The 20282-nt window shown below is 63.3% G+C and carries 15 protein-coding genes and 1 pseudogene; 12 read left to right on the top strand and 4 right to left on the bottom strand.

From position 1 onward, the window contains the following. Together putA and APH42_RS29965 are read right to left on the bottom strand one after the other, a co-directional pair. On the bottom strand, positions 1-3780 hold a 3780-nt coding region (gene putA, locus APH42_RS24385; RefSeq protein WP_060494401.1), incomplete at its 3' end, for a trifunctional transcriptional regulator/proline dehydrogenase/L-glutamate gamma-semialdehyde dehydrogenase. A gap of 31 nt (positions 3781-3811) precedes the next feature. Next, on the bottom strand, positions 3812-4063 hold the full coding sequence (locus APH42_RS29965; RefSeq protein ID WP_156352877.1) for a hypothetical protein: 252 nt from the start codon (positions 4061-4063) through the stop codon (positions 3812-3814). Between the two features lie 74 nt (positions 4064-4137). Between APH42_RS29965 and putP the strand changes: the two genes are divergently transcribed. From putP to APH42_RS24340, 9 genes are all read left to right on the top strand, one after another. Further along, on the top strand, positions 4138-5616 hold the full coding sequence (gene putP / locus APH42_RS24380) for a sodium/proline symporter PutP (RefSeq protein WP_060494400.1): 1479 nt from the start codon (positions 4138-4140) through the stop codon (positions 5614-5616). 106 nt (positions 5617-5722) lie between these two features. Next, positions 5723-6559, top strand: coding sequence for a 23S rRNA (adenine(2030)-N(6))-methyltransferase RlmJ (locus APH42_RS24375; RefSeq protein ID WP_060494399.1), 837 nt, complete (start codon positions 5723-5725; stop codon positions 6557-6559). A 107-nt stretch (positions 6560-6666) separates the two neighbouring features. Next, a complete protein-coding gene (locus tag APH42_RS24370; protein ID WP_012274504.1) occupies positions 6667-8424 on the top strand; it encodes a carbamoyltransferase in 1758 nt (585 codons plus the stop codon). Continuing rightward, complete coding sequence (locus APH42_RS24365; protein ID WP_012274503.1) at positions 8408-9538, top strand: glycosyltransferase; 1131 nt, start codon at positions 8408-8410, stop codon at positions 9536-9538. The genes APH42_RS24370 and APH42_RS24365 overlap by 17 nt, the downstream gene beginning before the upstream one ends. Next, positions 9538-10434 carry an antimicrobial resistance protein Mig-14 gene (locus tag APH42_RS24360; protein WP_012274502.1) on the top strand — a complete coding sequence of 299 codons (897 nt, stop codon included), beginning with the start codon at positions 9538-9540 and terminating at the stop codon, positions 10432-10434. Before APH42_RS24365 ends, APH42_RS24360 begins: the two co-directional genes overlap by 1 nt. Next, a complete protein-coding gene (locus APH42_RS24355) occupies positions 10431-11834 on the top strand; it encodes a PIG-L deacetylase family protein (protein WP_012274501.1) in 1404 nt (467 codons plus the stop codon). Before APH42_RS24360 ends, APH42_RS24355 begins: the two co-directional genes overlap by 4 nt. A 48-nt stretch (positions 11835-11882) precedes the next feature. After that, positions 11883-12839 carry a glycosyltransferase gene (locus tag APH42_RS24350; RefSeq protein WP_012274500.1) on the top strand — a complete coding sequence of 319 codons (957 nt, stop codon included), beginning with the start codon at positions 11883-11885 and terminating at the stop codon, positions 12837-12839. Between the two features lie 65 nt (positions 12840-12904). After that, a complete protein-coding gene (locus tag APH42_RS24345; RefSeq protein ID WP_012274499.1) occupies positions 12905-13678 on the top strand; it encodes a glycosyltransferase family 2 protein in 774 nt (257 codons plus the stop codon). Positions 13679-13715: 37 nt separating this feature from the next. Further along, complete coding sequence (locus APH42_RS24340) at positions 13716-14807, top strand: glycosyltransferase (protein WP_060494398.1); 1092 nt, start codon at positions 13716-13718, stop codon at positions 14805-14807. Positions 14808-14810: 3 nt separating this feature from the next. On the opposite strand, the gene APH42_RS24335 is transcribed toward APH42_RS24340, so the two are convergent. Next, positions 14811-15416 (bottom strand): hypothetical protein, encoded by a 606-nt coding sequence (locus tag APH42_RS24335; RefSeq protein ID WP_060494397.1) that lies wholly within the window; start codon positions 15414-15416, stop codon positions 14811-14813. Between the two features lie 100 nt (positions 15417-15516). On the opposite strand from APH42_RS24335, the gene APH42_RS24330 reads away from it, so the two are divergent. The 3 genes from APH42_RS24330 (at position 15517) to hldE (ending at position 20068) form a co-directional block, all read left to right on the top strand. Continuing rightward, positions 15517-16692, top strand: coding sequence for an O-antigen ligase (locus APH42_RS24330; protein WP_012274496.1), 1176 nt, complete (start codon positions 15517-15519; stop codon positions 16690-16692). A 15-nt stretch (positions 16693-16707) separates the two neighbouring features. Further along, a complete protein-coding gene (gene msbA, locus APH42_RS24325) occupies positions 16708-18516 on the top strand; it encodes a lipid A export permease/ATP-binding protein MsbA (RefSeq protein WP_012274495.1) in 1809 nt (602 codons plus the stop codon). A 130-nt stretch (positions 18517-18646) separates the two neighbouring features. Then, a complete protein-coding gene (gene hldE / locus APH42_RS24320) occupies positions 18647-20068 on the top strand; it encodes a bifunctional D-glycero-beta-D-manno-heptose-7-phosphate kinase/D-glycero-beta-D-manno-heptose 1-phosphate adenylyltransferase HldE (RefSeq protein ID WP_012274494.1) in 1422 nt (473 codons plus the stop codon). A gap of 30 nt (positions 20069-20098) precedes the next feature. On the opposite strand, the pseudogene APH42_RS24315 reads toward hldE, so the two are convergent. Continuing rightward, a pseudogene (locus tag APH42_RS24315) lies at positions 20099-20282 on the bottom strand (metal ABC transporter ATPase); the annotation flags it as partial.

The raw sequence follows: 20282 nt of genomic DNA, 5'->3' as shown, positions 1-20282 counted from the left end.
GTCCGAGTCGCCATGGTGGATCACGGCGTCGAACGCCACGTCATCCTTGTTCCAGTCCGCCACCAGCTTGACCTTGGCCTGCAGCTCACGCGGCAGGCGGGCACGCAGGGCCTTGCCCGGTTCGCTGTCAGCCCACACCGCCGAGCTGCCAACGGCCAGTACCGCAGCCAGTTGCGCCAGCAGGTCGGCTTCGTTGTCCGCCAGGCACAGCACGTGCTCGCGCGGCAGGATGGTGTAGCTGTTGCGCTCGCCGGTCGGGCCTGGCAGCAGGCGGGCGATACCGCTTTGCGACTGGCTGGCGAACTGGTCGCACAGCGCAGCCAGGTCAGCCAGCTGGTTGCTCTCGGCCCAGGCCTTCAGACCATGCAGCGGCTTGATCAGCTGTTCTTGCAGGGTGCGGTCTGGCTTGCCTTCGCCGTCCTGCTGCTGGAAGTGGCGGCCAATCGCGTCGGCCGGGCGGGTCGACAGCAGGCGGTATAGGTACAGCGGGCCGCCTGCTTTCGGGCCGGTGCCGGATAGGCCTTCACCGCCGAACGGCTGCACGCCCACCACCGCACCGACAATATTGCGGTTTACGTACATGTTGCCGGCATTGGCGGTTTCCACCACCTTGGCGATGGTCTCGTCGATGCGGGTGTGCACGCCGAGGGTCAGGCCATAGCCAGAGTTGTTGATCTGCTCGATCAGCTGGTCCAGGTTGCGGCGGTTGTAGCGCACCACGTGCAGTACCGGGCCGAAGATTTCACGCTTGAGCTCGTCGAAGCTGTCCAGCTCGATCAGGGTTGGCATGACGAAGGTGCCGCGCTTGATCTCGGCTGCATCGGCAATGGCAACCTGATAGACCGAGCGGCCTTTTTCACGCATGCCCTGGATGTGCTTCTCGATGCCGGCCTTGGCTTCGGCGTCGATCACCGGGCCAATGTCCACGGCCAGGCGGTCCGGGCAGCCCAGGCGGCTTTCGGCCATGGCGCCCTTGAGCATTTCGATCACGCGGTCGGCGGAGTCTTCCTGCAGGCACAGTACGCGCAGGGCCGAGCAACGCTGGCCAGCGCTGTCGAAGGCCGAGGAAACCACGTCGATCACCACCTGCTCGGTCAGTGCCGAGGAGTCGACGATCATCGCGTTCTGGCCACCGGTTTCGGCGATCAGCGGGATCGGGCGGCCCTGGTTGTCCAGGCGACCGGCGACGTTGCGCTGCAGCAGGCGGGCGACTTCGGTGGAGCCGGTGAACATCACGCCTTTGACGCGCTCGTCACCGACCAGGCCAGCACCGACGGTTTCACCGCGGCCTGGCAGCAACTGCAGCACGCCCTCGGGGATGCCGGCTTCCAGCAGCAGGCGCACGGCCTGGGCGGCGATCAGCGGGGTTTGCTCGGCGGGCTTGGCCAGTACCGGGTTGCCGGCAGCCAGGGCTGCGGCCACCTGGCCGGTGAAGATCGCCAGCGGGAAGTTCCATGGGCTGATGCACACCACCGGGCCCAGCGGGCGGTGGGCGTCGTTGCTGAAGTCGTTGCGTGCCTGCACCGCGTAGTAGCGCAGGAAGTCCACGGCTTCACGCACCTCTGCGATGGCGTTGGCGAAGGTTTTGCCGGCCTCGCGGATGAGCAGGCCCATCAGCGGTTGGATCTCGGCCTCCATCAGGTCGGCGGTGCGCTCCAGAATGGCGGCACGTTCGGCGGGTGGGGTGGCCTGCCAGATCGGTGCGGCGTTCAGTGCACACTGGATGGCGTTGTCGACATCGGCGACGGTGGCCTCCTGCACATGGCCCACCACATCGCGAAGGTCGGCCGGGTTCAGCACCGGCACGGCAGCGCTATCGCTGGCGGCGCAGGCCAGCAGCGGGGCGGCTTTCCAGTCGTTGTGAGCGGTGGCCAGCATGGCGCAGGACAGCGACGCCAGGCGGTGTTCGTTGGCCATGTCGATGCCGGCCGAGTTGGCCCGCTCGTTGCCATACAAGTCGCGCGGCAGCGGGATGCGTGGGTGCGGCAGGCCGATGCTGCCTTCCTGGGTGCCCATGCGCTCGATGCTGGCGACCGGGTCGGCGACCAGTTCCTGGATGGAGATGGAGTGGTCGGCGATGCGGTTGACGAACGAGGTGTTGGCGCCGTTTTCCAGCAGGCGGCGCACCAGGTAGGCCAGCAGTGTTTCGTGGGTGCCGACCGGCGCATAGACGCGGCACGGGCGGTTCAGCTTGCCATCGGCAATCTTGCCGACCACTTGTTCATACAGCGGCTCACCCATGCCGTGCAGGCACTGGAACTCGTACTGCCCCGGGTAATAGTTCTGCCCGGCGATGTGGTAGATGGCCGACAGGGTGTGGGCGTTGTGGGTGGCGAACTGCGGGTAGATGGCTTCTGGTACGGCCAGCAGCTTGCGGGCGCAGGCAACGTAGGACACGTCGGTGTACACCTTGCGGGTGTACACCGGGTAGCCTTCCAGGCCTTCGACCTGGGCACGCTTGATCTCGCTGTCCCAGTAGGCGCCTTTAACCAGGCGGATCATCAGGCGGTGGCGGCTGCGCTTGGCCAGGTCGATGACGTAGTCGATCACGTACGGGCAGCGCTTCTGGTAGGCCTGGATGACGAATCCGATGCCGTTCCAGCCCGCCAGCGAAGGTTCGAAGCACAGGCGCTCGAGCAGGTCGAGCGACAGCTCCAGGCGGTCGGCCTCTTCGGCGTCGATGTTCAGGCCGATGTCGTACTGCTTGGCCAGCAGGGTCAGCGACAGCAGGCGCGGGTACAGCTCTTCCATCACGCGCTCGTACTGGGCACGGCTGTAGCGTGGGTGCAGTGCCGACAGCTTGATCGAGATACCTGGGCCTTCATAGATGCCGCGGCCATGGGAGGCCTTGCCGATCGAGTGGATGGCCTGCTCGTAGGACGCCAGGTACTTCTGCGCGTCGTGTTCGGTCAGCGCGGCTTCGCCGAGCATGTCGTAGGAATAGCGGAAACCCTTGGCCTCGAAGCGGCTGGCGTTGGCCAGGGCTTCGGCGATGGTTTCACCGGTGACGAACTGCTCGCCCATCAGGCGCATGGCCATGTCGACGCCCTTGCGGATCATCGGCTCGCCGCTCTTGCCGATGATGCGGGTGAGCGAGGAGGTGAGGCCGGATTCGTTATGGGTGCTGACCAGCTTGCCGGTCAGCAGCAGGCCCCAGGTAGCGGCGTTGACGAACAGCGACGGGCTGTTGCCCAGGTGCGGCTGCCAGTTGCCGGTGCTGATCTTGTCGCGGATCAGCGCGTCGCGGGTGCCCTTGTCAGGGATGCGCAGCAGCGCTTCGGCCAGGCACATCAGTGCCACGCCTTCCTGGGACGACAGCGAGAACTCCTGCAACAGGCCCTGGACGATGCCGGCACGGCCGCCAGCGCTCTTCTGGTTGCGCAGTTTTTCGGCGATGCCGGCTGCCAGCTTGTTGGTGGCTTCGGCCAATGGCGCGCTCAGGCGTGCCTGCTCCAGCAGCATCGGCACCACTTCCTGCTCGGGGCGGCGGTAGGCGGCAGTGATCGCCGAGCGCAGTACCGACTGCGGCAGGATGCTCTCGGCGAATTCGAGGAAGCACTGGTGGCTGTGGTCGGCCTGGACTTCACCGGCATCATCGGCCAGGTTGCTGACATGACCGTTGAGTTCGGTCAGGGTGGCACCACCCTCGAGCTTCTCCAGATAGTTGAAGATCGCTTGCTTGATCAACCAGTGCGGCGTGCGGTCAATGGACTGCGCAGCTGCTTTGAGTCGCTCACGGGTCGGGTCGTCGAGTTTGACCCCAAGGGTGGTCGTCGCCATTTCTTATCCTCGTTATTGCCACGGCTGTGGCCTAAGCTGGCGCCAAGAGTAGCTGTAGGACAATTCGGGTGCAACCAGGTGCAACCCGAATTTTTTCTGAAGAAGGTGCAACTCGTCCGACAGGCATTTCCACACCTTGAAAAGGGGTGTTTTCGGTGCGTTTTATTCTGAAAAACCGGCTTTTTGCTCCAAAAAGGAGCAAAAAGGCTGCTGTTACGAAAAATGCTCGGCAAGGTGCAACTTGCAAATGAAAAATGGTTGCACCTGCTTTGCGTTGTTGCATAGGATTCGCCGCCTGGGTGCAACCGCCATGGCTGCGGTTGTGTATGAGATAAAAACAAACGCCAGGGCACACGCATGGGCAATCCACTAACGATCACTTTCGTGGTCTACATCGCGGCAATGGTGCTGATCGGCTTCGCCGCCTATCGCGCCACCAACAACCTTTCCGATTACATTCTGGGCGGTCGCAGCCTGGGTAGCGTGGTTACCGCGCTGTCTGCCGGCGCATCCGACATGAGCGGCTGGCTGCTGATGGGCCTGCCGGGCGCCATCTACTTCTCGGGTCTGTCCGAGGCCTGGATCGCCATCGGCCTGACCGTTGGTGCCTACCTGAACTGGCTGTTCGTGGCCGGCCGTCTGCGTGTGCAGACCGAACACAACGGTGACGCACTGACCCTGCCGGACTACTTCTCCAGCCGTTTCGAAGACCAAAGCGGCCTGCTGCGGATCATTTCGGCGATCGTCATCCTGGTGTTCTTCACCATCTACTGCGCTTCCGGCATCGTTGCCGGTGCCCGTCTGTTCGAAAGCACCTTCGGCATGTCGTACGAGACAGCCCTGTGGGCCGGCGCCGCGGCGACCATCGCCTACACCTTCGTGGGTGGCTTCCTGGCGGTAAGCTGGACCGACACCGTGCAGGCTTCGCTGATGATCTTCGCGCTGATCCTGACCCCGGTGATCGTGCTGATCTCCACGGGTGGCTTCGACACCACCTTCGCTGCCATCGAGGCGGTCAACCCGGCCAACTTCGACATGTTCAAGGGCGCTACCTTCATTGGCATCATCTCGCTGATGGGTTGGGGCCTGGGCTATTTCGGTCAGCCGCACATCCTGGCGCGTTTCATGGCCGCCGATTCGGTGAAATCGATTGCCAAAGCCCGTCGCATCTCCATGACCTGGATGATTCTGTGCCTGGCCGGTACCTGTGCCGTGGGCTTCTTCGGTATCGCCTACTTCTCGGCCAACCCTGATCTGGCGGGCCCGGTGACCGAAAACCACGAGCGCGTGTTCATCGAGCTGGCGAAGATCCTGTTCAATCCATGGATCGCCGGTGTATTGCTGTCGGCCATTCTGGCGGCGGTGATGAGCACCCTGAGCTGCCAACTGCTGGTGTGCTCCAGTGCCCTGACCGAAGACTTCTACAAGTCGTTCCTGCGCAAGAACGCTTCGCAGCTCGAGCTGGTGTGGGTCGGCCGTCTGATGGTGCTGGCCGTAGCCCTGATCGCCATTGCCATGGCTGCCAACCCGGAAAACCGCGTGCTGGGCCTGGTGGCCTACGCCTGGGCCGGCTTCGGCGCTGCATTCGGCCCGGTGGTGCTGATTTCGGTACTGTGGAAAGGCATGACCCGCAACGGCGCACTGGCCGGTATCGTGGTCGGCGCAGTGACCGTGATCGTGTGGAAGCAGATCGATACCTGGGGCCTGTACGAAATCATCCCAGGCTTCCTGCTGGCGAGCATCGCCATCGTGCTGGTGAGCAAGATGGGCAGCCCTTCGAAGGCGATGGTGCAGCGCTTCGAGACTGCCGATGCGGCGTACCACGCTGACAAGTAACAGCCGTTGAATTGGCGGCGCCTGCTCAGCGGGCGCCTCCAATCAGCAGCCAGGCCTGACTCCGCCTGCAAGGCAAGGTAAACTTGCCCTCCCCGCAGGAGTTGCCATGAACTATCGTCACGCCTTCCACGCCGGCAACCACGCCGACGTCCTCAAACACATCGTGCTGACCCGCCTCATCGCCCTGATGTCGCGCAAGGAGCAGCCGTTCGCCTACATCGATACCCACGCAGGCCTTGGCCTGTACGACCTGCAAGGCGACCAGGCAACTCGCACCGGCGAGTACCTGGAAGGCGTCGCTCGTCTGTGGAGCCGCGATGACCTGCCGGCCATGGCCGACGACTACCTGCGCGTCATCAAGCGCCTGAACGCCGACGGCGAGCTGCGCTACTACCCAGGTTCGCCCGAACTGGCCCGCCGCCTGATGCGCCAGCAGGACCGTGCCCTGCTCAACGAGAAGCACCCCGAAGACGGCCCGCTGCTCAAAGAGAACATGAAGAAAGACCCGCGCGTGGTCGTGCATCTGGGCGAAGGCTGGCATGTGCCGCGTGCCTTGCTGCCTGTGCAGGAAAAGCGCGCGATCATGCTGATCGACCCGCCGTTCGAACAGGCCGATGAGCTCAAGCGCTGCACCAATGCCATGAAAGAGGCGATTGGCCGCATGCGTCAGACGGTTGTGGCCATCTGGTACCCGATCAAGGACCAGCGCTCGCTGACCCGCTATTACCAGGACCTGACCAGCACCGGCGCGCCGAAATTGCTGCGGGTCGAGCTATACGTGCACCACCAGGACAGCCCGCAGGGCCTTAATGGTTCGGGCCTGGCCATCGCCAACCCGCCGTGGGGCCTGGAAGAAGAGCTCAAGGAGTTGTTGCCTTGGCTGGCCAAAGAGCTGGCGCAGACGGACGGTAGCTACCGCATGGATTGGCTGATCGCCGAATAATACAGGTTGCCGCGTTGCGCACATGTTTGCGTTATAATTCCGCCCTTTAGCCGCCACCCGCCCAAGAGGCAGCTGGCGCATTTTTACCGAATGAAGAGGCTAATCCCTTGGCATTGACGATTCTTGGCCTGTCCGGCGCCCTTAGCCATGACCCTTCCGCGGCCCTGTACATTGACGGCAAGCTGATTGCCGCCGCCGAAGAAGAGCGCTTCGTGCGTGACAAGCATGCGAAGAACCGCATGCCCTACGAGTCGGCGAAGTTCTGCCTGGAACAGGCAGGCATCAAGCCGTCCGACGTCGACGTGGTAGCCATCCCGTTCGCCCCGATCAGCCTGTTCGGCAAGGCGCGCTGGCACTATGCCAAGCGCTACTGGTACGCCCCGGATCGCGCCCTCGACGCCATCCTGATGGGCAACCGTCGCTACAAGCGCTACCGCAAGAAGATCGTCTGGTGCCTGGAGCAACTGGGCTTCGACCCGAAAAAGGTCAAGATCGAGCCGGTCGAGCACCACCTGGCCCACGCTTCCAGTGCGTACCACTGCTCGGGCTTCAAGGAAAAAACCGCGATTCTCGGCATTGACGGTAAAGGCGAGTACGCCACCACCTTCTTTGGCTACGGCGAAAACGGCAAGATCCACAAGATCAAGGAATTCTTCGACCCGGACTCGTTGGGCGGCCTGTACGGCGCGATCACCGAGTTCCTCGGCTTCGAGATGCTCGATGGCGAGTTCAAGGTCATGGGCATGGCGCCTTACGGCGACGCCAGCAAGTACGATTTCTCGCGCCTGGCCAGCTTCGAAAACGGCGAGCTGGTGATCAACACCGAGTACGCCAACGTCATCGGCCTGCGCCGCTATAAAGAGAAGGGCAAGGGTTTCTACTTCTCGCCGAAACTGATCGAATGGCTGGGCCCCAAGCGCGAAGGCGACATCGCCGACGAGCCGTACATCCACTACGCGGCCAGCATGCAGGCGCTGTTCGAGAAGCTGGCGCTGCAGATGATCGACCACTACCTGGGCGACACCCTGCGTGAAACCGGCAAGCTGGCCTTCGCCGGCGGCTGCGCGCTGAACGTCAAGCTCAACCAGAAGATCATCGCCCGCCCGGACGTGAAGGAACTGTTCGTCCAGCCGGCCTCCGGCGACGCCGGCACTGCCGTTGGCGCCGCAGCCTACGTTTCCCACGCCCGTGGCGTACCGGTCGAGAAGATGGAACACGTCTACCTCGGCCCTTCGTACTCCAACGAGGACGTGATTGCCGCCTGCGCCCGTCATCCGAACCAGCCGAAGTGGCGCAAGCTTGAGAACATGCCCCAGCAGATCGCCAAGATCATGGTGGATGGCAATCCGGTGGCCTGGTTCCAAGGCCGCATGGAGTTCGGTCCGCGTGCCCTGGGTGGCCGTTCGATCATTGGCTGCCCGAGCGTCGAAGGCGTGGCCGACCGCATCAACCACCAGATCAAGTTCCGTGAACGCTGGAGACCTTTCTGCCCGTCGATGCTCGACACCGTTGCCCCGCAGATGATCAAGGTCGACCACCCGGCGCCATTCATGACCTTCACCTTCGAAGTGGCTGAGGAGTGGAAGACGCGCGTACCGGAAGTGGTGCACGAGGACGGCACTTCGCGTGCCCAGGTGCTCAAGCGCGAGTACAACCCGCGCTACTACGACATGATGAAGGCGCTGGAAGACCTGACCGGCAACGGCGTGTCGCTGAACACCTCGCTGAACCGCCGTGGCGAACCGATGATCTGCTCACCGACCGATGCCCTGAACATGTTCTTCGGCTCGGACCTGCAGTACCTGATCATGGAAGACATCCTGGTCGTGAAGGACGGCGCCGCCGCCTATGACCAGCCGCTCTGAACCGCGCATCCTGCAGTTCTGCCATGGTTATGACGGGCCTTTCCTCGACTGCGCCCGTCAGTACGCCAGCCTGTTCCAGGGGCGTGGCTACCAGGTCACCACGGTGTTCCTCACCGGGGCAGCCGACCCGCAGGTAGCGGCCGGCTGTGCGTCGGACGAGGTGTTGTTCCTGGAGTTCAGCTCCAAGGCCGTGCGCGGTTTGAAGCTCGGGGCGATCCGCGCGTTGCGGCGGATCGCGGCCGAGCGCAACTTCGCCTTCTGCATCGCCCACCGCTTCAAGCCCATCTACGTCGCCCTGCTGGGTACCGGCCTGCCGGTGATTGGCGTGCACCATGCCTTTGGTGACTATGAGCGCAAGGGCCGCCGGCTGTTCGCCAACCTGTTCAGCAAGCGCCTGAGCCTGCTGGGTGTGTCGGACGCGGTGCGTGACGACATGCGTCGGTGCCTGCCACAGTGGCCGGCCGAACGCATCCAGACCCTGTACAACCGCATCGACATCGACGCCCTGCAAATGGCCCTGGTGCCGCATGCCGAGGCGCGCCAGGCCCTGGGCCTGGATGCGCAGGCGTGGATCGTCGGCAACGTCGGGCGCTTGCACCCGGACAAGGACCAGGCCACTTTGTTGCGTGGCTTTGCCCAAGCGCTGCCGGGGCTGCCGGCGGGTGCTCGCTTGGCTATCCTCGGCAAGGGCCGCCTGGCGGACGAACTCAAGGCCTTGGCTGCCGAGCTCGGTATTGCCGGGCAGGTGGACTTCCTGGGTCAGGTGCCGGATGCGCGGCGTTACTTCCAGGCCTTCGATGTGTTCGCCCTGAGCTCCGACCATGAGCCGTTCGGCATGGTCCTGCTCGAAGCCATGGTCGCCGGCGTGCCGGTGCTGGCCACGGCCTGTGGCGGTGCCCGCGAAGTCGTCGAGGGTGTTGGCGTGCTGTTCCCGTTGGGCGATGCTGCCCAGCTGGCTCAAGGCCTGAAGCACATGGCCACGCTGGACGCCGAGCAGCGCCAGGCTTGTGCCGAGCACATGCTGCAGCGCCTGCGTGAGCGTTTCTCCGACCAGGCAGTGCGCGAGGCCTTCTGGCAGCTGCCGCAGGTGCGTGCGCTGGTGGGGCAGGCCTGATGCTCAATCGTATCCAGGCCTTCCGCGAACGCGGTTGGCAAACTGTCGACGCCAAGGCCTATGCCGAGGCATGGGCGCGCTTTGGTGGCAGTGTCGCCACCCATCCGCTGGTGGTCGAGCAACTGGCTGATCTGGCGCAGATCCCGGTGCGATACCTGGGTTGGTATCAGGCCGGTGAGCTCAAGGCCGCCATTCCCACCTGGGGGCACCACCTGGCGCTGGCCAAGGACGTGCTCAAGCGTGCCGGCAAGAAAGCCCTGTTCGACCTTGGCAATGCCGAAATCATCCTGCCGGCGGCGGTCGATGCCGCGGCGCCGTTGCGTCATACCGTGCGTTACCTGTCCGAGCTGAACCAAGGGCGCTTCAGCGGCCTGAAGGCGCAGAAGGAGCAGTTGGCGATGGCCCGGGCGCCCGAAGATCTGTCGAAGAAGTTCCGCTACAACCAGCGCCGCGAACTGCGCCTGCTGGAAGAGGCGGGCGGCGTGGTACGCCCGATCAGTGACTTCGCTGCCCAGGACATCGCCAGCATGTACTGCGACCTGTTCCTGCGCCGCTGGGGCTTTCCAGCCACAGGCGCCGAGCGCATGGCCGATGTGCTGGAGCGCCTGCGCGAGCTGCTGATCGGCTCGGTGCTGCTGCTGGACGGCAAGCCGATTGCCATCCAGTTGGTGTACCGCGTCGAAGCGCCAGAGTGGATCAGCGTCGAATACATCAATGGCGGCGTCGACCCTGAAACCAAGGCCTTCAGCCCCGGCAGTGTGCTGAGCTTCCTCAATACCCAGGCCGCTTGGGAAGATGCCCGCGCGCGCAACAAGCCACTGCGGTTCTCGTTCGGCCGTGCCGACCGCGAGTACAAGGACCGTTGGTGCAACCCCGTGCCGGTGTATCAGGCGTGAGCCGCAAGCAGCAGTTGCTCAAGCGCCACCGGCGCAACAAGCGCCTGGGCCTGCTGGTGGGCCTAGTCGCGCTTGTCGCCCTCGGTGTTATCAGCTGGTGGTGGCTGCCACTGCTGCTGTTGCCGCTGCTCTGGGCTGCCCATGAAGCCTGGTTTGCCGACCACCTGTTCTATGCGCCAGGTGAGGACTATGCCTACGACTTTGGCGACCAGGCGCAACCGGTACCAGCCAGCCTGCAGGACGGTCTGCTCAAGGCCGAGTGCGCGCTGCAGGGCGACGAAACCCTGGTGCTTGAGCTGCACGTAAAAAGCAGCTGGCTGGGGCGGTTTCTCGACCCTCGGGTCGAGCTGACCGCTGCCGATCAGTCCGATCGGCAAACGTTCGAGCGTGGTGTCGATGGCGTGCGGTTCCTCAACCTGACTGGCCTGGCTGCGCCGCTGCAAGCCGGCACGTTGCGCCTGCGCGGTCGGCATTGCCGGCTGCTGGGCCAGGCTCGGCTGTGGATAACCCCGGCGGTCGAGCTGCAGCGGCGTCGGGTGATGGTAATCGCGCCACATGCCGACGACGCCGAGCTGGCCGCGTATGGCCTGTACAGTCAGGCCGACGAAACCTGGGTGGTGACCCTGACCGCCGGTGAGATCGAGGCCGAGCATTATCAACAGATGGGCCTGGCAAAAGCTGAGGCCGCGCGTCTGAAGGGCCGCCTGCGTGCCTGGGACAGCATCGCCGTGCCGCGTTGGGCCGGTGTGCCGGAGTCGCGTTGCGTGCAACTGGGTTACTTCTGCCTGCAACTGCCTGCCATGCAGGCCGCGCCCGATCAGCCGGCCGTCTCTCGTGACGCCGAACTCGCCGATATTCGCCTGTTCCGCCAGTTCAACCCGTTCCCATTGCCAGGCGACCGCGATGGCGCGCCAACCTGGCACAACCTGCTGGCCGACCTGCGTGCCTTGCTGGAACTGGCAAGGCCAGAGGTGTTGGTGATGCCGCACCCGCAACTCGACCCGCATCCCGACCACATCTGCGCTCAGGCGGCAGTGCTGGAAGCCCTGCAAGGCCTGGCCTGGCAGCCACAAACCCTGCTGTGCTATGCCAACCACCTGCATGACAACGACCGCTGGCCTATGGGCGACAGCGGCGATGGCGTGGCCCTGCCTCCGCAGTTGAGCGCTGCGCAGGCCTGGGCACCTTGCAGCCTGGTCCTGGACCGGGCTACCCAGCACGACAAGGCCATGGCCCTGGGCATGATGCACGACCTGCAGCCGCCCGCGCCGTTCAAGCGCCGCCTGCGCCGCTGGTTGCAACGCTGGCTGGCCGCGCGTCGGCCGTCGCCTTATGGAGAGAACGAGTTCTTCCGCAAGGCCGTGCGCCGACACGAACTGTTCTGGCGACGCGAACTGTAAGCACGCCCCATGGTTGACCGCGATGGCGCAGAGCGCCCAAGGAAAGCAATGAAAGTCCTATTTCTGGTACAGAAGGAACAGCGGGCGATTCTCGACCGCCTGTACGACGGCGTCGCGGCCAACTGCGAATGCGACCTGCGCTGGCTGACCAGCGAAGACCAACGCAACCTGCGTCGCTATTTCAAGCGTGAAGTGCAGGTTGAACGCTATGACCGCATCGTGTTCTTCCTGCGCTTCAAGCAGGAGATACGCCAGGTGGCCTTCATCCGTACCGTGCCGAACCTGGTCATCCTTGAGCACGACGCCTACCAGAACTACATCCCGTGCAAGTACACCGGCAAGTTCAGCGCCCATTACCGGCAACTGCCATGGGCCCGGGTGATCAGCTCTGGCTACATGGTCAGCGAACGCCTGCGCCAGGAGGGTTTTGACGCGGTGTTCGTGCCCAAGGGCTACGACGAGCAGTTGCTGACGGACCAGGGGCGTGAGCGCGATATCGAACTGGCCTTCGTCGGCAGTGTCAACAGCGTGGCCTACAGCGGTCGCAAGGCGCTGCTGGACGAGTTGGGGCAGGTCGAGAACCTGCTGGTAACCCGCACCAAGTCGGGTGAGGACTACTGCAACACGCTCAACCGTATCCGTTTTTTCGTCAGTGCCGACGTCGGTATGGGCGAATACATGATCAAGAACTTCGAAGCCATGGCCTGTGGCTGTGTGTTGCTGGCGTACGACCAGGGCGAGGAAGAAAACCGCGCATTGGGCCTGCAGGACATGCACAACGTGGTGTTCTATGACAACATCCCGACCCTTCAGGAAAAGCTCCGCCGCTTGCGCGCGGACCCTGATCTGGCCCGGCAGATTGCAGAAAATGGTCGCCATTTGGCGGTTTCCCGTTTCAGTTTCGGCGCAGTTGGACGTAGCATCGTCGACCAAATGCGCCCGGCGCTCAGGCCCCACCCGCCATTGTCTGCATGGCAGCGGCTGCGCCTGAAGCTGGGCATCTAAATAAGAGCTTTCACGCCCAGGAGCGGGTTGTTGAAAGCCGACAGTCGCAATGCGGAGGGAGTCCGGTGCGCTTTTCAAATGAGAGTGACGTCACGCTCGTCGTGACCAGTTGTGGGCGGTTCGATCTGCTCAAAGACACCCTTGAGAGTTTCGATCGCTACAACACCGCGCCCATTCGCGAGGTATTCATCACCGAAGATTCCGGTGACGATGCCGTGCATGCCGCTGTGCCGGAGCACTGGAAGCCGTACTGCAAGGTGTTCGTCAATCGGCCCAAGCTTGGCCAATTGCCGTCTATCGACCTGGCTTACAGCCACGTCAAGACGCCGTACATCTTTCACTGCGAAGACGACTGGCATTTCTACCGCCAAGGCTTCGTCGAAGACTCGCGGGCCATTCTGGAGGTCAGCCCCAACCTGTTGCAGGTGTGGCTGCGCAGCCATGCCCACGACCTGGCTATCCACAGCCCGTACATCCACCTGGGTGATCGCCAGGTAATCGCCGGCGTGCCGTGTTATCCGCTGCTTTCCGAAAAAGCCGAATGGCAGGCATTCTCGCTCAATCCTGGCCTGCGTCGCTTGAGCGATTACCAGCGCTGCGCGCCATTTGCCGCCTATGCTGGAGAGAAGGCGCTTTCCCGACGCTACGCTGAGTTAAATCTGACAGCGGTCACCTTGGAGGGTGATGCAGTCTTGCACACAGGATTCGGTAATCACGTGACCTTGCCCATTGAAGTGGAGCGTAAGGCCAAGCGTCGTCAACGTGATCGGATAAAGCTGGCATTGACGCTGGTGACGGGTGCCTTGATCGGCATGGGTATCACCATTTTTGTTCAATGAAGTCGCTGTCCCACCTGACATGAGCGGGAGAGGGCCCATGAACATCGTCAATATGATGTGGGCGGGTGGAACGCCGTACATGTCCATCCACAAGGTGCATCGGCAGGTGTTGTCGAACGCGGGTGCCGATGCCCGGATCAGTAACTGGCTGCTGCTGGGCAGCGGGCTCTGCTGTGGGCTCGGTTCTACCCGGGAGTGGCACATGCCGTCACGTGCGCTCAAAGGGCGGCACTTGTGGCGCTTGCTTCGCCCGTGGCTGCGCATGCGCTTGCGCAAGGCGCTGGCCGAAGCCAGGGCAGAAATCGTGCTGCTCGACGGTATTGGCGTCGCGCGGCTGGTGCTGCCGTTGCTGCAGAACATTCCCGAGGTGCGCGCCAAGGTGCTGTTCCATGGCAAGACGCGTCTGCACGCCAGCGATATTCGCCTGTTGCGCAGGCTCCCGGCCGAGCGCCTGAGTATCGCAGCGGTGTCGCAGACCTTGGCCGAGTCGCTGGAACGCGATCTGGGCAGGCCGGTGCAGACGCTACGCATGGCGCTCGACCCACTGGCGTTCGTCGAGCCGTTGCTGAGCCGGGACCAGGCCAGGCAGGCGCTGCGATTGCCTCAGGCCGGCGGGGTGATGTTGGGTGCGGTAGGGCGTTTGGTAGAGAGCAAGGGCTTTGAAATGCTGATCGAGGCATTCGCCAAAGCCTGTGCTCGGCAACCGAGCCTGCAACTGGCGATCATTGGCGAGGGGCCGCAGCACGCCGCGCTCCAGGCACGTATCGACGCGCTGGGCCTGGCTGGGCGGGTTCATCTATGTGGCCACCGCGAAGACCTGCAGCAGTTGTATCGGGCCTTCGACTGGCTATTGGTGCCTTCGCGTTCCGAAGGGCTGGGGCTGGTAGTGCAAGAGGCCGTGATGGCCGATGTGCCGGTGGTGTGCAGCGACCTGCAAGTGTTCCGCGAGCAGTTGCGCGACACCGGGGGCTACCTGCCCATTGCCGACGAGAGCGCCTGGGCCGAGGCGATCGAGCGTTGTTCGGCGTTGAGCGCTTCGGCGGTTGCCGCGCAGCAGCGCCAGGCGTTGGCGCCGGAGCAGGCCTGGCAGGCGTTCTGCAACGGCTCGCAGAGCCTGTTGCGCAGCTGACGCTCAGCGCGCCAGCAGGGCTGCCTCGAAGGCGGCGAGGGGGAACCGGTCGCCCAGGTTCTCCCGCTCGATATAGCGCACCATATGCTGCACATTGCGCCGAATCATGCGTGCCGACAGCGGCGGGCGCAGGAAACGCATATCGGCCATGTCGATCAGGCCCAGGCGCTGGTCGGGGGTGACCACCACGTTGCCCAGGTGCAGCGAGCGAAAGTACACACCGCTGCGGTGCAGCTGGCGAATCAGTTCGATCAGGCGTGGCAGGTAAACGTCCCAGCTGAAGCCTTCATCGCGCGACATCTGCAGCAGCGTGCGCCCGGGCAGCGGGCGATACAGCACGGCGGTGCGGCCAGGCAGGTCGAGCTTGTGCTGGCTGATCACCTCGAGGGTGGGGATGCCCAGTTGCGCCAGCTGCGCGGCGTTATCGACAAAGCGCTGGGAGTAAGGGCGCAAAAGCGCAGATGAAATCAGTCGCTTCCTACGAAAAACCTTAAGGAAATTTCCATTCGCGAGCAGGTAGACTTTGGCACCATGGCTGTCTGCCTCAAGCACCTGTGCGCCTTGTGTCAGCTGATCGAAGTCGACCTGGGTGAGCCGGGAGCATTGCATGAATAGAGCCTTGTCGTCTGGCGAGCAAAATGACCGGCAATAATGCCGAAAATAATGCTGTAGCACCATGGATGGTGTCTTTGATTCATCGGGGGAAAGGATGTTGTATCAAAAAAGCTGGGCACGGGCCTGGTTAGGTTTGGGTCTGGTCTGGTTCCTGGCGGCGATTGCCCTGGCACCGAGCAACAAGGTTTATCAGCAGGGGCTGGTGTTGTTCCTGTGGCTGCCGACGCTGGTCTTGGCCTGGTCGGCGCGTGACGTGCTGGTGCAGGCCTGGAAGCGCCAGCCGGCGCTGTGGGGGAGCGTGCTGCTGCTGTTGGCCTGGAGCGGGCTGAGCCTGGTGTGGTCATCTGCGGAAGATGACGGGCGGGAGATCAAACGGCTGCTCTACATCCTGGTGTTCCTGTTGGCTTTCCCGTTGCTCGCCCAGCTTGGCCTGGGCCGTATTCGCCAGCTGTTGCTGCTTGGCAGCGCGCTACTGGCCATTGCGGCACTGGTCTCGATCATCAAGTTCTATGGGTTGCAGCGCATGCCTTTGCTGATGAGGCTGGCGGGTATCGGTGAGATATCCCACCCCATCCTGGGCGCCTATGTCATTGGCTCGGCCGTGCTCTTCCTGCTCTACGAGCCACCTCGGCAACGAGGCTTGCAGCTGTTGTGGCTGGCGGCACTGGCTTGCCTGGGGGCCTTCGCCATGCTCAGCCAGAGCCGTGGGGCGCTTCTGGCGCTGGTGATCACCGTGGTGATGGCGCCGCTGTGGTTCCGCGACCGCCACAGCCGAGTGTTTTCCATCCTCGCAGTCATTGCCACGGGCCTTGCTTTCTACTTGGTGTACGATCTGATCGCCAAGCGTGGCTCGTCGTACCGGCCGGAAATCTTCCATGCTGTGGTGGACATGATTGCCGCGCATCCCTGGACTGGCCTGGGCCTGGGCTCGGCCTACGAGGTGAGTGCGGTTGGCAAGCATTTTGACCATACCCACAACATGTTCACCCACATCGCGGTCGAGATGGGGCTGCCCGGTATGCTGCTGTGGACCATGGTATGGCTGTTCACGCTGGGTGAAATCGTGCGCGCGCGCGGCACCCTGTTCGGCAAGGTCCTGCTGGGGTTCTGGGTGTATTCGACCCTGGCCATGCAGTTCGATGCTGCCAGCCTCACTGGTACGCCGCGTGCCGAATGGTTCATCAGCTGGCTGCCGGTGGGCCTTGCCATGATGCTGCCATGGGGGCGTGCCGAAAATGACGCCTGTGGTAAAATTTCCGGTTCAACCTGAACAGCGAGCTCGATAATGGCCGAAACCCCGCGACCGGCGGAGCACACCTCCAGCCTGAAGATCTACTTCCGGCTGCTGAGCTATGTGAAACCCTATGTCGGCATTTTCCTGCTGAGCATTGTCGGTTTCGTGATCTTTGCCTCGACCCAGCCGATGCTGGCCGGCATTCTCAAGTATTTCGTCGATGGCCTGAGCAACCCCGAAGCGGTGTTGTTCCCCAACGTGCCCTACCTGCGTGACCTGCAATTGCTGCAGGCGGTGCCGCTGCTGATCATCCTGATCGCCGCCTGGCAGGGCCTGGGCTCGTTCCTCGGCAACTACTTCCTGGCCAAGGTGTCCCTGTGCCTGGTGCACGACCTGCGTGTGGAGTTGTTCAACAAGCTGCTGGTGCTGCCTAACCGCTACTTCGACAACCACAACTCCGGTCACCTGATTTCGCGCATCACCTTCAACGTGACCATGGTCACCGGCGCGGCCACCGATGCCATCAAGGTGGTGATCCGCGAAGGCCTGACCGTGGTGTTCCTGTTTGCCTACCTGCTGTGGATGAACTGGCACCTGACCCTGGTGATGGTCGCCATCCTGCCGGTGATCGCGGTCATGGTCAGCATCGCCAGCAAGAAATTCCGCAAGCAGAGCAAGAAGATCCAGGTGGCAATGGGCGACGTTACCCACGTGGCGTCGGAAACCATCCAGGGCTACCGCGTGGTCCGCAGCTTCGGCGGCGAGGCCTACGAGGAGCAGCGTTTCGGCAAAGCCAGCCAGAGCAACACCGACAAGCAACTGCGCATGACCAAGACCGGCTCGCTGTACACGCCGATGCTGCAACTGGTGATCTACAGCGCCATGGCCGCGCTGATGTTCCTGGTGCTGTTCCTGCGGGGCGAGTCCACCGCCGGTGACCTGGTAGCCTATATCACTGCTGCTGGCCTGCTGCCCAAGCCGATTCGCCAGCTGTCGGAAGTCAGCTCGACCATCCAGAAGGGCCTGGCAGGTGCCGAGAGCATCTTCGAGCAGTTGGACGAAGAGCCTGAGCTGGACACCGGTACTGTCGAGAAGGAGCGTGTGGAAGGGCGCCTGGAAGTGCGCAACCTGAGCTTCACCTACCCGGGTACCGAGCGTGAAGTGCTGAGCGACATCAGTTTTGTCGCCGAACCTGGGCAGATGATCGCCCTGGTCGGCCGTTCCGGCAGTGGCAAGTCGACCTTGGCGGCGCTTATCCCACGCTTCTATCACCACGACCAGGGGCAGATTCTGCTCGATGGCGTGGAAATCGAAAACTATCGCCTGCGCAACCTGCGTCGCCATGTTTCGCAGGTAACCCAGCACGTCACCCTGTTCAACGACACCGTGGCCAACAACATCGCCTACGGTGACTTGGCCGGTGCCCCACGCGCAGACATCGAAGCCGCCGCAGCCGATGCCTACGCCAAGGAGTTCGTCGACCGGCTGCCGAAGGGCTTCGATACCGAAGTGGGAGAGAACGGTGTACTGCTGTCCGGTGGCCAGCGCCAGCGCCTGGCAATTGCACGGGCGCTGCTGAAAAACGCGCCGCTGCTGATCCTCGACGAGGCTACTTCTGCGTTGGATACAGAGTCCGAGCGGCATATCCAGGCTGCCCTGGATCACGTGATGCAAGGCCGTACCACGCTGGTGATCGCTCACCGCCTGTCGACGATCGAGAAGGCCGACCAGATCCTGGTCATGGACCAGGGCCGCCTGGTCGAGCGTGGCACGCATGCCGAGCTGCTTGCGGCCAATGGCCATTATGCCCGCTTGCATGCCATGGGCCTGGATGAGCCGGCCAAGGCCGATATCACCTGAACCCTCCTTGATCGGGGCCGTCATGGCCCCGATTGTCACGGGAATTTTCTGGGTACGATCTGGCCATAAAGCCGTCGACTACCCTGTGCTAATATCCTGCCCCTGTTCATTATTTCCATATGGGTTGCCCATGAAGTTGTCCATGCCGCGTTTCGATCAAGCCCCGGTACTGGTGGTCGGCGATGTCATGCTCGACCGCTACTGGCATGGCGGTACTTCGCGTATTTCGCCTGAAGCGCCAGTCCCGGTGGTCAAGGTCGATCAAATCGAGGATCGCCCCGGCGGCGCGGCCAACGTTGCCTTGAACATTGCCGCGCTGGGCGCGCCGGCTTCGCTGATCGGCGTCACCGGCCAGGACGAAGCTGCCGACAGCCTGGCCAACAGCCTGCAGGCTGCCGGTGTGCGTTCGGTGTTCCAGCGCATCGCGCATCAGCCGACCATCGTCAAGCTGCGGGTCATGAGCCGTCACCAGCAACTGCTGCGTATCGATTTCGAAGAGCCGTTCGCCACCGACCCATTGTCGCTGGCCACCGAGGTCGACAGCCTGCTCGAGGGCGTCAAGGTGCTGGTTCTGTCCGACTACGGCAAGGGCGCGCTGAAGAATCACCAAAGCCTGATCCAGGCGGCGCGGGCCAAAGGCATTCCGGTGCTGGCCGACCCCAAGGGCAAGGATTTTTCCATTTACCGTGGTGCCAGCCTAATCACCCCGAACCTCAGCGAGTTCGAGACCATCGTTGGCCGTTGCACCGATGAGGCCGACCTGGTTGCCAAGGGTTTGCAACTGCTGCAGGACCTGGACCTCGGCGCCTTGCTGGTAACCCGTGGCGAGCACGGCATGACCCTGCTGCGCGTGGGCCAGCCGGCGCTGCACCTGCCGGCGCGGGCACGTGAAGTGTTCGACGTGACCGGTGCCGGTGATACCGTCATCTCCACCCTCGCCGCAGCCATTGCCGCTGGCGAGGACCTGCCCCATGCTGTGGCCCTGGCCAACCTGGCGGCAGGCATCGTGGTCGGCAAGCTGGGTACGGCGGCCATCAGCGCCCCTGAACTGCGCCGCGCCATCCAGCGTGAGGAAGGCTCCGAGCGCGGTGTGCTGGGCCTGGAGCAACTGCTGCTGGCCATCGATGACGCGCGGGCACACAAAGAGAAGATCGTCTTCACCAACGGCTGCTTCGACATCCTGCATGCCGGGCATGTCACCTACCTGGAACAGGCACGGGCCCAAGGCGATCGCCTGATCGTCGCGGTCAACGACGATGCTTCGGTCAGCCGCCTGAAAGGGCCGGGCCGGCCAATCAACAGTGTCGACCGGCGCATGGCCGTACTGGCCGGCTTGGGCGCGGTGGACTGGGTGATCAGCTTCCCGGAAGGCACCCCGGAAAACCTGCTGAGCCAGGTCAAGCCGGATGTGCTGGTCAAGGGTGGCGACTACGGCATCGACCAGGTGGTGGGTGCCGATATCGTCAAGGCCTATGGCGGCACGGTGAAGGTGCTGGGGCTGGTCGAGAACAGCTCGACCACGGCGATTGTCGAGAAAATTCGCAAGAACTGATACAGCTGGGGCTGCAGAGCAGCCCCGCTATCACTTGTTCAGGCTAGTACGAGCCCGCTCCAGCAGTGCCCGCGCCTTGTCGCCAAAGCGCTGCAGGTGCGATGCCTTCACCGGCTTGTTTTCCACCAGCCCCTGCTGCTTCACCCAGTCCTTCCAGCGTACCCGCTCATCCGCCACCACCCAGCCTTCCTGCCGGGCAAAACTCTCGGCCAGG

Source organism: Pseudomonas sp. NBRC 111140 (genome assembly GCF_001320885.1).
GTDB classification, from domain to species: domain Bacteria; phylum Pseudomonadota; class Gammaproteobacteria; order Pseudomonadales; family Pseudomonadaceae; genus Aquipseudomonas; species Aquipseudomonas putida_P.
Note: the sequence above shows the minus strand (reverse complement) of the source record. Positions and strands in the feature narration are given on the sequence as shown.

What these genes read in the sequence shown, in the direction of transcription:
- APH42_RS24330 (WP_012274496.1), top strand. Translation starts at nt 15,517, where the DNA reads ATGTTGTATCAAAAAAGCTGGGCACGGGCCTGGTTAGGTTTGGGTCTG.
- APH42_RS24365 (WP_012274503.1), top strand. Translation starts at nt 8,408, where the DNA reads ATGACCAGCCGCTCTGAACCGCGCATCCTGCAGTTCTGCCATGGTTAT.
- APH42_RS24350 (WP_012274500.1), top strand. Translation starts at nt 11,883, where the DNA reads ATGAAAGTCCTATTTCTGGTACAGAAGGAACAGCGGGCGATTCTCGAC.
- APH42_RS24340 (WP_060494398.1), top strand. Translation starts at nt 13,716, where the DNA reads ATGAACATCGTCAATATGATGTGGGCGGGTGGAACGCCGTACATGTCC.
- APH42_RS29965 (WP_156352877.1), bottom strand. Translation starts at nt 4,063, where the DNA reads ATGCAACAACGCAAAGCAGGTGCAACCATTTTTCATTTGCAAGTTGCA.
- putP (WP_060494400.1), top strand. Translation starts at nt 4,138, where the DNA reads ATGGGCAATCCACTAACGATCACTTTCGTGGTCTACATCGCGGCAATG.
- APH42_RS24335 (WP_060494397.1), bottom strand. Translation starts at nt 15,416, where the DNA reads ATGCAATGCTCCCGGCTCACCCAGGTCGACTTCGATCAGCTGACACAA.
- msbA (WP_012274495.1), top strand. Translation starts at nt 16,708, where the DNA reads ATGGCCGAAACCCCGCGACCGGCGGAGCACACCTCCAGCCTGAAGATC.
- hldE (WP_012274494.1), top strand. Translation starts at nt 18,647, where the DNA reads ATGAAGTTGTCCATGCCGCGTTTCGATCAAGCCCCGGTACTGGTGGTC.
- APH42_RS24375 (WP_060494399.1), top strand. Translation starts at nt 5,723, where the DNA reads ATGAACTATCGTCACGCCTTCCACGCCGGCAACCACGCCGACGTCCTC.
- APH42_RS24360 (WP_012274502.1), top strand. Translation starts at nt 9,538, where the DNA reads ATGCTCAATCGTATCCAGGCCTTCCGCGAACGCGGTTGGCAAACTGTC.